Origin of the sequence: Pseudomonas sp. NPDC089547, from assembly GCF_050280665.1 — a bacterium.
GTDB lineage: Bacteria > Pseudomonadota > Gammaproteobacteria > Pseudomonadales > Pseudomonadaceae > Aquipseudomonas.
The window spans coordinates 58439-73183 of record NZ_JBNNVS010000028.1 but is presented as its reverse complement, the minus strand read 5'-3'; the positions used below and the strand labels follow the sequence as shown (position 1 = coordinate 73183).

Here is a 14745-nt window from a genome sequence, read left to right as displayed (position 1 = left end):
ACCCGGGGGGAGCGGGCGCGCCCGCGAAGCAGAGAACGCGGTGGATGGCACCGGCTTTGCCGGTGTTCGCGGGCGCGCCCGCTCCCACAGGGATTTGCGCCAGCATTCAGAAATTGAGCAAGACAGTCGCTCCCACAGGGAACGCATCACGCGTGATATCGTTTCCCCCACCGACCTCAGCACCTGCCAGAGAGTTTCCGATGCCCCAAAACACCCATCTCCACCCCGGCTTCATGATCGTCCATGGCAACCGCCTCGACGACCTGCGCAGCCTGGTAGTGAGCTGGATGCGTCGCTACCCCCTGGCGCCGCTAGAAAACGAAATCGCGCTGGTACAGAGCAATGGCATCGCCCAATGGCTCAAGTTGGCCTTGGCCGAAGACCCGCTGGCAGACGACCTGGGCGGCTGTGGCATCGCCGCTGCAATCGATGTGCAATTGCCAGGCAGCTTCATGTGGAAGCTGTACCGGAGCGTGCTGGGCCGCGACGAGATCCCGGAAGTTTCCCTGCTCGACAAGGCTCCGCTTACCTGGCGCCTCATGCGCCTGCTGCCAGCGTTGATCGAGCGCCCGCATTTCGAGCCGCTGCGGCGTTTCCTTACCGATGACAGCGACCTGCGCAAGCGTTACCAACTCGCCGAGCGGCTGGCCGACCTGTTCGACCAGTACCAGGTCTACCGTGCCGACTGGCTAAAGGACTGGGCTGCGGGCGAGCACATCCTCAATACTGCACGGGGCGAGCGCAAAGCGCTGCCTGGGGGCAACCGCTGGCAAGCCGAACTGTGGCGTGCGCTGCTGGACGATGTTGGCGAAGAAGGGATGGCACAGAGCCGCGCCGGGGTACATCAACGCTTCATCGAGCGTATCAACAGCCTGCAGGAGGCACCTGCCGGGCTGCCATCGCGGGTAATCGTATTCGGCATTTCCTCGCTGCCAGCCCAGGCGCTGGAAGCACTGGCGGGGTTGGCGCGCTTTAGTCAGGTGCTGCTGTGCGTGCACAACCCCTGCCGCCACCACTGGGCCGATATCGTTGCCGACAAGGACCTGCTGCGCCATCAGTACAAGCGCCAGCAACGCAAACAGGGCATGCCCCTGCAACTGGACGACCAGTCATTGCATCAGCACGCCCATCCGTTGTTGGCGGCGTGGGGCAAACAAGGCCGGGACTATATCAACCTGCTCGACAGCTACGACGACCCAGGCAGCTACCAAGGTGTATTCAGTGATGGTCGCATCGACCTGTTCAGTGACGGCTCGCCCACCACGCTGCTGAACCAGCTGCAAGACGATATCCTCGAGCTGCGCCCGCTCGCCGAAACCCGCGAGCGATGGTCGCCGGTCGATACCGCAAAAGACCGCTCGATTCGTTTCCATATTGCCCACAGCCCGCAACGCGAAGTGGAGATCCTTCACGACCAGTTGCTGGCCCGCTTCAGCGCCGACCCCACGCTACGCCCGCGTGACGTAATCGTCATGCTGCCGGCCATTGACACCTACGCGCCGCATATCCGCGCCGTATTCGGCCAGTTGCAGCGCAATGACCCACGCTTTATCCCCTTCACCCTTACCGACCAGGGCCAGCGCGGCCGCGAGCCATTGCTGATTGCCCTGGAGCACCTGCTCAAGTTGCCGGACAGCCGCTTTGCGGTCAGCGAGGTGCTCGACCTGCTGGACGTTCCGGCAGTCCGCGCCCGCTTCGGCATCCGCGAAAACGACCTGCCCACGCTTCACCGCTGGATCGAGGGTGCCGGCATACGCTGGGGGCTCAATGCCGAGCAGCGCGCCAGCCTGGGCTTGCCCGCAGGGCTTGAACAGAACAGCTGGCGTTTCGGCTTGCGGCGCATGTTGCTGGGTTACGCGGTGGGTGTGGGTGACGCGTGCGACGGCATTGAGCCTTACGATGAAATTGGTGGCCTGGATGCGGCACTGATCGGCCCGCTGGCCGCGCTGCTCGATGCACTCGAAGTGGCGTGTCAGGCCTTGTCCGAGCCTGCTACCGTCAGCCAGTGGGGCGAGCGCCTGCATGCATTGTTGCAGGTGTTCTTCCTTGCCGAGGGCGAGCGTGATGAACTGTTGCTGATGCAATTGCAGGACCTGCGCGACAGCTGGCTTGAAGTATGCGAGGCCGTTGGCCTCCACGACCCGCTGCCATTGACCGTGGTGCGTGAAGCCTGGCTGTCGGGCCTCGATCAGGGCAAGCTGTCGCAACGCTTCCTCGCCGGCGCGGTGAATTTCTGCACCCTGATGCCGATGCGTGCCATCCCGTTCCGCGTGGTCTGCCTGCTGGGCATGAACGATGGCGACTACCCCCGCGCCCAGCAACCGCTGGACTTTGACCTGATGGCCAGCGACTACCGCCCAGGTGACCGTTCGCGCCGCGAGGATGACCGATACTTGCTGCTCGAAGCGCTGCTATCGGCACGTGACCAGCTCTATGTCAGCTGGGTCGGGCGCAGTATTCGCGACAACAGCGAACGCCCGGCCTCGGTACTGATCGGTCAGTTGCGTGACCACCTCGCCGCCGGCTGGCGCCTGGCCGGTGCGGAGCAAGGGCAGCCTGCACAACCGGGCGAACAGCTGCTGCATGCCATGACCCAAGAGCACCCGCTGCAGCCATTCAGCCCGCGTTACTTCCAGAAAGGCAGCCCGCTGTTCAGCTTTGCCCACGAATGGCAGGTGCTGCACCGGCAGGACCAGCAAGACGAGCAGGGCGACTCCACTCTGGCGCCTTATCACGACGATGAAGCCTTGACCCTGACCCAGCTGAACGACTTCCTGCGCCACCCGGTGCGGCATTTCTTCAGTCAGCGGCTGAAGGTGTATTTCGAAGCGCTGGAGGCACCCACCCCGGACGAAGAACCCTTCGTCCTCGACACCCTGCAACGCTACGGCGCCAGCGAAAGTTTGCTGGGTGCAGCCTTGTCCGAGCCGGATAACGCCGAGCAAGCCTTGCACGCCCAGGCCCGTCGCCTGCAAGCCTGTGGTCTACTGCCGCTGGCCGGTTTCGGCGAGCTGCTGCAAAGCGAACTGATTGAACCACTACCCGACCTGCTGCAACGCCATGGCCAGTTGTTGCAACGCTGGCCGCAACTGGTCGAGGGCGCGTTGCCGGTGCATTTCGAGCACGGCCAGCATCGCCTTGAAGGTTGGCTGGGCCGGGTGTTCCAGGCGCCTGACCAGAGCCTGCTCAGCATCACCACCGTACCCAACACCATCAGCGCCGGGCGTAACAACCTCAAGTGGCACCGTTTGATTGCGCCGTGGGTCACGCACCTGGCGGCTTGTGCTGCGGGCTACCCTTACAACAGTGCGTTGGTGGCCAGTGACCTGACCTTGTTGCTGGCTCCGTTGCCGCAAAACCAGGCCGCACAGCTATTGAGCGACCTGTTGGTGGCCCGCCAGGCGGCGATGAACGCGCCGCTGCCGGTTGCGGCCAAGACGGCATTCGCCTGGCTGGCCCAGGACGATGCCGACAAGGCCCTGGCAGCTGCTGCTCGCGCCTACGAAGGTGACGAGCGCACCAGCTTTGGCGAGCGTAGCGAGAGCATCGCCCTGGCACGCCAGTTCCGCGATTTTGCCGCACTCACCGCTGACGAAACCTTTGAAGGCTGGTGCGAAACGTTGTACCGCCCGTTGTTCACCGCCCCTTGGCAAACCCTGGGCAACCCGGAGAAAGGCGCATGACCCAGGCACGTCCATTGGCATTGAGTTTCCCGCTGCATGGCAGCCAGCTGATCGAGGCCAGCGCCGGCACGGGCAAGACCTTCACCATTTCGGCGCTCTACCTGCGGCTGATCCTCGGCCATGGTGGTGAGCAAGGCTTCGAGCGCGAACTGCTGCCTCCGCAAATCCTCGTGGTGACCTTCACCGACGCCGCCACCAAAGAACTGCGCGAACGTATCCGCGCCCGCCTGGCCGAAGCCGCACGCTTTTTCCGTGGCGAACTTGAAGCTGCCGACCCGCTGTTGCACCAGTTGCGTGATGACTACCCGCAAGAGGCCTGGCCGCGTTGTGCCGGCCGCCTGGAAATCGCCGTGCAGTGGATGGACGAAGCCGCCGTGTCGACCATTCACGGCTGGTGCCAGCGCATGTTGCGCGAGCATGCTTTCGACAGCGGCAGCCTGTTCACCCAGACCCTGGAAACCGACCACAGTGAGCTGCTGGGCCAGGTGATGCGCGATTACTGGCGGCGTTTCTGTTATGGCATGCAAGGCGAGGCGTTGGCCTGGGTGCGCAGCCACTGGGTCAGCCCCGATGCCTTGCTGCCGCGCATCCGCCCGCTGTTCGGCCGTGTGCGTGCCCTGCAGGATGGGCCAGAACCCGCCGCACTGATCCAGGCATCGCTACAACAACGTGGTGAACAACTGGCCCGGCTCAAGGCGCCGTGGGCGCAGTGGTCCGAGGAGCTGCGGCAAATCTGCCGCGATGCACTGGCCGCCAAACAGGTCGACGGCCGCAAGATGCAGGCCCGCTACTTCGAGCCTTGGTTCGACAAGCTCTGCGCCTGGGCGGGTGATGAGCAACTGGTGGAGCTCGACCTGGGTACAGGCTTCACTCGCCTGACCCCGGTGGGCATGGCCGAAGCCTGGAAAGGCGAGCCACCCGAGCACCCGGCGCTGAACGCCATGCAGACCTTGCAGCAGCAATTGCAGGCCCTGGAAAGCCCGGATGCGCCTTTGCTCGAGCATGCTGCCAACTGGGTATCGGCACGGTTCGAAGTGGAGAAGCGCCGGCGTGCGGAGATGGGCTTCGATGACATGCTGGTGCGCCTGCAATACGCCTTGGCCAGTGAGGCAGGTGAGCGCTTGGCCAGCCTGATCCGAGAACAGTTCCCGGTAGCGCTGATCGACGAATTCCAGGACACCGACCCGGTGCAGTACGGCATTTTCGAGCGCATCTACCAGATCAGCGAAAACCGCACGCAAACCGGCCTGTTCATGATTGGTGACCCCAAGCAGGCGATCTACGCCTTCCGGGGTGCCGATATCTACACCTACCTCGCTGCCCGGCGCGCCACCAGCGGCCGCCTGCACAGCCTGGACACCAACTACCGCTCCAGCAAGGCCATGGTTGCGGCGGTCAATCAGGTGTTCCTGCAGGCCGAGGCGCGTGAAACGGGGCGGGGTGCATTCCTGTTCCGCGAGGCCGATGACAACCCGCTGCCGTTCATCGAGGTGCGCGCCAAAGGCCGTGGCGAGCAATTGCTGGTCGACGGTGAAGCGTGCGCAGCCTTGCAATGCTGGCAGCTGGAAAGCGAAGAGCCGGTTTCCAGCAGCGTCTACCGCCAGCAGTTGGCGGCCAGTTGCGCCAGCCATATCGTCGCCTTGCTCAATGGTGGGCAACAGGGCACGGTGGGCTTCCAGAACGGTGAGGGCGCATTGCGCCCGTGCCTGCCCTCGGACATCGCCATCCTGGTACGTGATGGCCATGAAGCGCAAATGGTCCGCGCCGAACTGGCTGCGCGTGACGTGCGCAGCGTGTACCTGTCCGATAAAGACTCGGTGTTCGCCGCCCAGGAAGCCCACGACCTGCTGGCCTGGCTCAAGGCCTGCGCCGAGCCAGACTCGGAGCGCCTGCTAAAGGCTGCACTTGCCAGCCTTACACTGGGCCTTTCGCTGGCCGCGCTGGACCGGTTGAACCAGGACGAGCGGGTCTGGGAAGGCTGGGTCATGCGTTTTCGTCATTACCGTGACACCTGGCAACGTCAGGGCGTGCTGCCGATGCTGCGGCACCTGCTGCACGACTTCCAGCTACCGCGCACGCTGATCCGTCGCAGTGATGGCGAACGGGTACTGACCAACCTGCTGCACCTGGCCGAGCTGTTGCAGCAGGCTTCCGGTGAGCTGGACGGTGAACAGGCGCTGATCCGTGACCTGGCCGAGCACCTGGCCAGTTCCGGGCAGGCGGGTGAAGAGCAGATCCTGCGCCTGGAAAGCGACGAGCAGTTGGTCAAGGTGGTAACGATCCACAAGTCCAAGGGCCTGGAGTACCCCTTGGTCTACTTGCCGTTCATCTGCACCAGTAAACCGGTGGACGGCAGCCGCCTGCCGCTGGCCTGGCATGATAGCCAAGGCAACGCTCACCTCACCCTTACCCCGGACCAGGTGCAAATCGAGCGTGCCGACGACGAGCGCCTGGCCGAAGACTTGCGCCTGCTCTACGTCGCCCTGACCCGTGCCCAGCATGCTTGCTGGCTGGGTGTTGCCGACCTCAAGCGCGGCAACCAGAAAAGTTCGCAACTGCACCGCTCGGCATTTGGCTACTTGCTGGGTGGTGGCCTTGCCCTGGCGAGCTCCGGGCAACTTGGCGAGTGGTTGCAGGCATTGGCAGCGGCCTGCCCGCACATCGCGTGCCCAGGCCTGCCGCAGGCAGATGAGCAGGTGTATCGCATGCCACACGCCGAACGTGAGCTGCTGCCCGCACGCAAACCGCGCCGCTCGGCTGCCGAGCACTGGTGGATCGCTTCGTACAGTGCCCTGCGCGTCGGCGATCAGACGCTCGTTGCCGACAGCTCGCAGGCCCAGCAACTGCTGGATGACGAAGTGGCTGATGCCCAGGTACTGCGCGAGGTCCCGGCCGACAGCGGCGATATCCACCGTTTCCCGCGTGGGCCCAACCCGGGCACCTTCCTTCATGGGTTGCTGGAATGGGCGGGCCATGAGGGGTTCGGCCAGGTCAGCAGCAACCCTCAGCTGATCGAACGTGCGGTTGGCCAGCGCTGCAACCGCCGTGACTGGACGGGCTGGATTGCCACCCTTGACCAGTGGCTGCAACGTTTGCTGGTCGAGGCGCTGCCGTTGCCGGGCAACCCGCAGAGCGTGACCCTCGCGCAGTTGCAGCACTACCAGATCGAGATGGAGTTCTGGTTCGCCAGCCACCAGGTCGAAGCCGAACAGCTCGATCGGCTAGTCGCACGCTACACCCACCCCGGCCTGGCGCGCCCTGCGGCGCAGCCGACCGTGCTCAACGGCATGTTCAAGGGCTTCATCGACCTGGCGTTCGAGCTGGACGGGCAGTACTACGTGGCCGATTACAAGTCCAACTGGCTGGGCCCGGACATCCAGGCCTACGACGCCATGGCCATGGAAAAGGCCATCATCGAGCATCGCTACGACCTGCAGTACGTGCTGTATCTGCTTGCGCTGCACCGGCAGTTGCGTGCCCGCCTGCCGGACTACGATTACGACCGCCATGTCGGCGGCGCCCTGTTCATCTTCCTGCGCGGCGCCAGCAGCAGCGGCCATGGCGTGTACCACACCAAGCCGCCGCGCGAGCTGATCGAAAGCCTGGATGCGTTGTTCCGCGGTGAGCGTGCGCCCGCTCAGCAGGACCTGTTTGCCGGAGCTTCGATATGAGCCGCGCCATAAGCCGAAAGCTGGTCGACCTGTTACCCACCCCGCTGCACGCCGAGCACCTGTTGGCGCTGGCGCCGCAGCATGACAGCGGTGACCTGCTGCAACTGCTCGACCGCTGGGTAGAGCGGGGCTGGCTGCGTGCCCTGGACCGCGCGTTCGTGATGTTCCTTGAAGAGCGCGACCCCGGCAGTGACCCGTTGCTATTACTGGCGGCGGCGCTGGCCAGCCACCAGCTGGGCCATGGGCATGTCTGCCTGGACCTGCAACAAACCTTGGCTGAGCCCGATTTTGCCTTGTCGCTGCCGCCCGAAGGTGACGCCCTGACCGGCCCCTTGCTGTTGCCATCGCAGTTGTTGGCCAACCTCGATCTGCAGGCCTGGCGCCAGCGCATTGCTGCCAGCCCGCTGGTGGCCATCGGCGATACTCCAGGCCAGCAAGCTCGCCCGCTGGTGCTCAGCAGCGAGCGCTTGTACCTGCGCCGTTACTGGAGCTACGAGCGGCGCATCGACCATACCCTGCGTCAGCGCCTGACCCAGGCCGAGGCCCCACCGGCCGACCTGCCAGAGCGCCTGGCACAGTTGTTCGAAGCGGGTGCGCAAGCAGGCCAGGTGGACTGGCAGAAGCTTGCCTGCGCCCTGGCGACCCGTGCCGGTTTCAGCATCATCACCGGCGGCCCCGGCACCGGTAAAACCACCACAGTGGTGCGCCTGCTGGCGTTGTTGCAGGCGCCCGCGGTGGAGCAGGGCAGGCCGCTGCGCATTCGCCTGGCTGCGCCGACCGGCAAGGCGGCCGCTCGCCTCACGGAATCCATCGGCCAACAGGTCGAGCGCTTGCAGGTCAGCGCCGAGGTACGCGGGCAGATCCCCACCGAGGTCAGCACCGTGCACCGCCTGCTTGGCAGTCGCCCCGGCTCGCGGCACTTCCGCCACCATGCCGGCAACCCGCTGCCGCTGGATGTTCTGGTGGTGGACGAAGCATCGATGATCGACCTGGAAATGATGGCCAACCTGCTCGATGCCCTGCCGCCACGCGCCCGCCTGGTGCTGCTTGGCGACAAGGACCAGCTGGCTTCGGTCGAGGCGGGTGCGGTACTGGGTGACCTGTGCCGTGATGCCGAGGAGGGCTGTTACTCGGTGGCGACCCAGGCCTGGCTGGAGCAGATTGGCGGCGAGTCGCTAGCCGGCAGTGGCCTGAAGGCCGGCGATGAACAACGCAACCCGCTGGCCCAGCAGGTGGTCATGTTGCGCTTCTCGCGGCGCTTCGGCGAAGGCAGCGGTATTGGCCAGCTGGCGCGGCTGGTCAACCGGCAGGAGTCCCACGCGGCGCGCAACCTGCTGGCCAAGCCGCCGGCCGACGTGCACAGCCTTGCCCTCAAGCACGAGCAGGACCGAGCATTCGACCGCCTGCTGCTCGACGGCCTGAACCGCGGCGCGGACGGCCCGCAGGGCTATCGCAGCTACTTGCGTACCCTTGGCCGCTACCGGCCTGCACTGGAAACCGCATTTGACGACCCCGCGTGGGAGCAATGGGCGGGCAAGGTGCTGCACAGTTTCGAGGACTTCCAGTTGTTGTGCGCGGTGCGCCGAGGTGCCTGGGGTGTCGAGGGCCTGAACGAGCGCGTGGCGCGGGTGCTGCACAATGCCGGGCTGATCGACAGCCAGCAGCCCTGGTACGAAGGGCGCCCGGTACTGGTGACGCGCAACGACTACGGCCTGGGCCTGATGAACGGCGACATCGGCATCGCCCTGCGCCTGCCGGATGAGCGTGGTGAGCCACTGCTGCGCGTGGCCTTCCCGCGTAACGACGGCAGTGGCGGCGTGCGCTTCGTCCTGCCCAGCCGGCTCAACGAAGTGGAAACGGTATTTGCCATGACCGTGCACAAGTCCCAGGGCTCGGAGTTCAGCCACACGGCACTGGTGCTGCCCGACGCACTCAACCCGGTGTTGACCAAGGAGCTGGTGTATACCGGCATCACCCGTGCAAAGCACTGCTTCAGCCTGGTCGAGCCACGCCAGGGCATTTTCGAAGAGGCGGTGGCGCGCAAGGTAAGGCGTATTTCCGGGTTGATGCTCGAACAGGTCTGATAGCCGACGCGATCCCTTGTAGGAGCGGCCTTGTGTCGCGATCGGGCCGCAAAGCGGCCCCCGGATATCAGCAGTGCAGCAGATATCGAGGGGCTGCTGTGCAGCCCGATCGCGACGCAAGGCCGCTCCTACAGGGAGCGCGTACACCCGCGAGATCAGTGGCTCATTCCTACATTGATGCGGCCATGTGCTATCGTTGCGCCGATACCGGAAAGGACCTGAGAGATTTCCCACATGAACGTGGCCGCAAGGCGAGTGACAAGCTGTGCGCTTTCGCTATTGCTGGCCGCCCTGTTCATTTTTACAGGCCCCGCCCGGGCAGACACCGCCACAACCGCCGCCCAGGTGCAGCAACGCGCCAAGGCCGTCACCCAGGTCGTACTGGGCATCTTCAGCTACGCCCGCTGGCCCGTCGAACCCTCACCGTTGCGTTTGTGCCTGGTCGGCCCGACCGAATACGCCGATGACCTGATCAAAGGCCATGTGCAGGAGTCCGGCCGCCCGCTGCAAGTTCGGCGCTTGCTGGCAGATGATGCCAAGGTCGCCCAGGCCTGTGATGCCATCTACATCGGCAAACTCGACCAGGGCCAGCGCGACAAGCTGTTCGAGCGTGTCAGCGGCCACCCGGTGCTGAGCATCAGTGAAGCGAACGACCCCTGCACCGTTGGCAGCCTGTTCTGCTTGCGGGTCAGTGACCAGCAGGTGGCCTTCGAGGTCAATCTGGATTCGGTGGCGCGTTCCGGCGTGCGCATCCACCCCAGCGTGCTGCAACTGTCGCGGCGGCGGGCGGTGCAGCCATGAAGGCCACCCGCAAGCCTGGCGTGCGCCCCACCCTGCGTTCGGTGCTGGGGCGTGGCCACCTCAGTGTCGCCCTGCTCGCCGTGGGCCTGGCCGGTATTTCGCTGACCCTGCTGGGTGTGCTCGCGCTGCGCGTCTACGCCAACCACAACCTGCACCTGATCGCCCGATCCATCAACTACACCGTGGAAGCCGCTGTGGTGTTCGACGACAGCGCCGCGGCCAACGAATCGCTGGCGCTGATCGCCAGCAACGAGGAGGTGGCCGAGGCCAAGGTCTTCAACAACGAAGGCGAGCTGCTGGCGCACTGGCAACGCGGCGATACGGGCATGCTCGCCAAGCTTGAGGTGCAGGTGGCCAGCGCCTTGCTGGATGATCCGGTCAACCTGCCGATCATGCACCAGCAGCAAAAAGTCGGGCACACCGAACTGGTCGGTCAGGGCCGTAGCCTGTTGCTGTTCTTGCTCAGTGGCTTGGCCGGCATCCTGTTCTGCACCATTCTCAGTGCCTTGGCGGCCCAGTATCTGTCGCGGCGCCTGCTCAGCAATATCACCCGCCCTTTGCGTGGCCTGGCCAGCGTTGCCCACGCCGCCCGCCGCGAGCGCAGCTTCGACCGGCGTGTGCCGGAAGCGCCGATTGCCGAGCTCAACGAACTGGGCAACGACTTCAATGCCCTGCTCGACGAGCTGGAAGTGTGGCAAAGCCACCTGCAGAACGAAAACCAGACCCTGGCCCACCAGGCCAGCCACGACAGCCTCACCGGGCTGCCCAACCGCGCCTTCTTCGAGGGGCGCTTGAGCCGCAGCGTGCGCAATGCGGCGCGGCAGCAGGAGCATCTGGCGCTGCTGTTCCTCGACAGCGACCACTTCAAGCAGATCAACGATACCCTCGGCCATGCCGTGGGCGACGAAGTACTGATCAGTGTGGCCGACCGTGTGCGTGCCCAGCTGCGCGAACATGACCTGGTGGCCCGCCTGGGCGGCGACGAGTTCGCCGTGCTGCTGACGCCGCTGCAGTCGCGCCAGGACGCTGAGCACATCGCCGAAAAGATTGTGGCCAGCATGAAGCTGCCGGTGCAGCTCGACAGTGGCCGAAGTATCGCCACTTCGCTGAGTGTCGGCATTGCCTATTACCCGGACGACGGCGCCGACCCCGCCAGTCTTCTCAATGCCGCCGATGCGGCGATGTACCAGGCCAAACGCAAACGCCGTGGCCATTGGCAAGTGGCGCAGACGGAACGGTCCGCCAGTGAAATCAAGAACAGGAGCTGAACCCGTGATGCAAGCTTTACGTTTTCCCCTTTGGGCCTTGTTGCTCGCCGTGCTGGCGTTGACCGGTTGCCAGACTGCACCACCCAAAGGCCTCACCCCCGAACAGATTGCCGTGCTCAAGCGCGAAGGCTTTACTCCCACCGATGAAGGCTGGGCCTACGACCTGTCCGGCAAAGTGCTGTTCGGCAGCGATCTGGATAGCCTCAACGGCCAGAGCCAGGCGATTGTCGAGCGCATTGGCAAGGCGCTGCTTGGCGTTGGCATCCAGGGCGTGCGCGTGGACGGGCATGCCGATGCGTCGGGCAAGGCGGCGTATAACCAGCAGCTGTCCGAACGCCGTGCGCAGAGCGTGACCAAGGCGCTGGTCGGGGTTGGCATGCTGGCGCAGAACATCCAGAGCCGAGGCCTGGGCAGCACCCAGCCGGTGGCGGACAACCGCACCAGCGCCGGGCGCACCGAGAACCGCCGGGTGTCCATTGTGGTGGCGTCTTACTGAGCCCAGTCTCGTGGCTCACCACCTTCCTCTGTGGGAGCGGGCGTGCCCGCGAAGCAGGCAACGCGGTGTCTGGCACCGGCTTCGCCGGTGTTCGCGGGCGCGCCCGCTCCCACAGAATCGGTGTTGCCCCGTCACTCCTGGGCAAACCGCATCTGCCGCGTTTCCCCCATCAACAACGGCGCATTCGCCTCAGTCACGCCACGGATGTAATCCCACAACAGGGTGATCCGCTTCAACTTCCTCAAATCCTCCCGGCAATACATCCAGAACTGTCGCGTCACCTCGATCTCCTCAGGCAACACTGTCACCAGGCGCGGGTCCTGCGCAGCCAGGAAACACGGCAATATCGCCAACCCACGGCCTTGCAACGCAGCGGTGTACTGCGCAATCACACTGGTACTGCGTAAGTGCGCGCTGGCACCAGGAATCAGGTTGGCCAGGTAAAGCAGTTCCGAACTGAACGCCAAATCATCCACGTAACTGATAAAGGGATGTTTGGCCAAGTCCGCCACCTGACGAATCGGCGCATGGCTGTCCAGGTAGTCCTGGGTCGCATACAGCCGCAAGCGGTAATCGCATAGCTTGCAGCACACGTAAGGCCCGTGCTCCGGCCGCTCCAGCGCGATCACGATGTCTGCCTCGCGCTTGGACAGGCTGATGAAGTGCGGCAGGGGCAGGATATCCACGGAAATCGCCGGGTAGGCATCCACAAAGTGGCTCAGCTGCGGGGTAATGAAAAAGCTGCCAAAACCCTCGGTGCAGCCCATGCGCACATGCCCCGACAACGCCACGCCAGACCCGGACACCTGCTCGCAGGCCATGTGCAGTGTGCTTTCGATCGACTCGGCATAGCCCAGCAGCCGCTGGCCCTCGGCAGTGAGGACAAAGCCGTTGGTCCGCGACTTTTCGAACAGCAACGTGCCCAGCGCCCCCTCCAGCGAGCTGATGCGCCGCGACACCGTGGTGTAGTCCACGCTCAACCGTTTGGCAGCACTGCTGGCCTTGCGGGTACGGGCCACTTCAAGGAAAAACTTCAAATCGTCCCAGTTGAGCGCGCTCAGGGATGTGAGGTCTTTTTGCATGATGATCCGGTTTTTTTGTGCGTTCTTGTTGGATGTTTGCACATCTATACTCGAAACAAGCCTCAGGACGCCACCTCGCGTTTGCTTGGCGCTGGCGATCTCGTCCCGACAATAATTCCAAGGAGAACGCAGATGAACGCACCGCAATCCCCGAACCCGACCAAGGTCGAGCAGGTGAAGCTGCTGATCGACGGCCAGTGGGTCGAGTCCAAGACCACCGAATGGCGCGACATCGTCAACCCGGCCACCCAAGAGGTGCTGGCGCGCGTACCGTTCGCCACGGTAGAAGAAGTCGATGCAGCCGTAGCCGCTGCCCACCGTGCCTTCAAGACCTGGCGAGACACCCCGATTGGCGCGCGCATGCGCATCATGCTCAAGCTGCAGGCGCTTATACGCGAACACACCAAGCGCATTGCCCAGGTGCTCAGCGCCGAGCAGGGCAAAACCCTGGCTGACGCCGAAGGCGATATCTTCCGCGGCCTGGAAGTGGTTGAACACGCTGCTTCCATCGGCACCTTGCAGATGGGTGAATTCGCCGAAAACGTCGCCGGCGGTGTCGATACCTACACCCTGCGCCAACCTATCGGCGTATGTGCCGGCATCACGCCGTTCAACTTCCCGGCGATGATCCCGCTGTGGATGTTCCCCATGGCCATCGTCTGCGGCAACACCTTCGTGCTCAAACCGTCCGAGCAGGACCCGCTGTCGACCATGCTGCTGGTCGAGCTGGCGCTGGAAGCCGGCGTACCCGCCGGTGTGCTGAACGTGGTGCACGGTGGCAAACAGGTGGTGGATGCCATCTGCACCCATCAGGACATCAAGGCGATTTCCTTCGTTGGCTCTACCGAAGTCGGTACCCACGTGTACAACCTGGGCAGCCAGCACGGCAAGCGCGTGCAGTCGATGATGGGCGCCAAGAACCACGCGGTGGTGCTGCCCGATGCCAACCGTACGCAAACCATCAATGCCCTGGTCGGTGCCGCCTTCGGCGCGGCGGGCCAGCGCTGCATGGCCACCTCGGTGGCGGTGCTGGTGGGCAAGGCCCGTGAGTGGCTGCCGGACATCAAGGAAGCGGCCAGCAAGCTCAAGGTGAATGCCGGGTGTGAGCCAGGCACCGATGTCGGCCCGGTGGTTTCCAAACGCGCCAAGGAGCGTGTGCTGGGCCTGATCGAAAGCGGCATCAAGGAAGGCGCCAAGCTGGAACTCGATGGCCGCGACGTCACGGTGCCGGGTTACGAGCAAGGCAATTTCGTTGGCCCAACCCTGTTCTCGGGCGTGAAGACTGACATGCAGGTCTACACCCAGGAAATCTTCGGCCCGGTGCTGGTGACCCTGGAGGTCGATACCCTCGACGAAGCCATCGCCCTGGTCAACGCCAACCCGTTCGGCAACGGCACTGGCCTGTTCACCCAAAGTGGCGCGGCAGCGCGCAAGTTCCAGAGCGAAATCGACATCGGCCAGGTCGGTATCAACATCCCGATCCCGGTACCGGTACCGTTCTTCAGCTTCACCGGCTCCCGTGGCTCCAAGCTCGGCGACCTCGGCCCGTACGGCAAGCAGGTGGTGCAGTTCTACACTCAGACCAAGACCGTCACCGCCCGCTGGTTCGATGACGACAGCGTCAACGACGGTGTGAACACCACCATCAGCCTGCGCTAAG

At 64.3% G+C, this 14745-nt stretch carries 8 protein-coding genes; 7 read left to right on the top strand and 1 reads right to left on the bottom strand.

Features of this window, described 5'->3' with window-relative positions:
* Window positions 1-200: 200 nt before the first annotated feature.
* From recC to ACQKPZ_RS18985, 6 genes are all read left to right on the top strand, one after another.
* Window positions 201-3683, top strand: coding sequence for an exodeoxyribonuclease V subunit gamma (gene recC / locus ACQKPZ_RS19010; protein ID WP_427541051.1), 3483 nt, complete (start codon window positions 201-203; stop codon window positions 3681-3683).
* Window positions 3680-7354, top strand: a complete 3675-nt coding sequence (recB, locus tag ACQKPZ_RS19005) for an exodeoxyribonuclease V subunit beta (RefSeq protein ID WP_427541048.1) — start codon at window positions 3680-3682, stop codon at window positions 7352-7354. The genes recC and recB overlap by 4 nt, the downstream gene beginning before the upstream one ends.
* An 8-nt stretch (window positions 7355-7362) precedes the next feature.
* Window positions 7363-9438: an exodeoxyribonuclease V subunit alpha gene (gene recD, locus ACQKPZ_RS19000; protein WP_427541057.1), complete on the top strand. Its 2076-nt coding sequence runs from the start codon at window positions 7363-7365 to the stop codon at window positions 9436-9438.
* 234 nt (window positions 9439-9672) lie between these two features.
* Window positions 9673-10239 (top strand): YfiR family protein, encoded by a 567-nt coding sequence (locus ACQKPZ_RS18995; RefSeq protein WP_427541045.1) that lies wholly within the window; start codon window positions 9673-9675, stop codon window positions 10237-10239.
* Window positions 10236-11507 (top strand): diguanylate cyclase domain-containing protein, encoded by a 1272-nt coding sequence (locus tag ACQKPZ_RS18990; RefSeq protein ID WP_427541042.1) that lies wholly within the window; start codon window positions 10236-10238, stop codon window positions 11505-11507. The genes ACQKPZ_RS18995 and ACQKPZ_RS18990 overlap by 4 nt, the downstream gene beginning before the upstream one ends.
* A 4-nt stretch (window positions 11508-11511) precedes the next feature.
* The gene (locus tag ACQKPZ_RS18985; protein ID WP_427541039.1) at window positions 11512-12003 is read left to right on the top strand and encodes an OmpA family protein; all 492 of its coding nucleotides are present in this window, start codon (window positions 11512-11514) and stop codon (window positions 12001-12003) included.
* A gap of 131 nt (window positions 12004-12134) precedes the next feature.
* Here the strand turns inward: ACQKPZ_RS18985 and ACQKPZ_RS18980 are convergent, their stop codons facing one another.
* The gene (locus ACQKPZ_RS18980) at window positions 12135-13085 is read right to left on the bottom strand and encodes a LysR family transcriptional regulator (RefSeq protein ID WP_427541036.1); all 951 of its coding nucleotides are present in this window, start codon (window positions 13083-13085) and stop codon (window positions 12135-12137) included.
* A 132-nt stretch (window positions 13086-13217) separates the two neighbouring features.
* Here ACQKPZ_RS18980 and ACQKPZ_RS18975 point away from each other — a divergent pair, with 132 nt between their 5' ends.
* A complete protein-coding gene (locus ACQKPZ_RS18975) occupies window positions 13218-14744 on the top strand; it encodes a CoA-acylating methylmalonate-semialdehyde dehydrogenase (RefSeq protein ID WP_427541033.1) in 1527 nt (508 codons plus the stop codon).
* Window position 14745: the final 1 nt, after the last annotated feature.

Coding starts and splice junctions, on each gene's coding strand:
- recC (WP_427541051.1), top strand. CDS start 201: ATGCCCCAAAACACCCATCTCCACCCCGGCTTCATGATCGTCCATGGC.
- recB (WP_427541048.1), top strand. CDS start 3,680: ATGACCCAGGCACGTCCATTGGCATTGAGTTTCCCGCTGCATGGCAGC.
- ACQKPZ_RS18995 (WP_427541045.1), top strand. CDS start 9,673: ATGAACGTGGCCGCAAGGCGAGTGACAAGCTGTGCGCTTTCGCTATTG.
- ACQKPZ_RS18990 (WP_427541042.1), top strand. CDS start 10,236: ATGAAGGCCACCCGCAAGCCTGGCGTGCGCCCCACCCTGCGTTCGGTG.
- ACQKPZ_RS18980 (WP_427541036.1), bottom strand. CDS start 13,085: ATGCAAAAAGACCTCACATCCCTGAGCGCGCTCAACTGGGACGATTTG.
- ACQKPZ_RS18975 (WP_427541033.1), top strand. CDS start 13,218: ATGAACGCACCGCAATCCCCGAACCCGACCAAGGTCGAGCAGGTGAAG.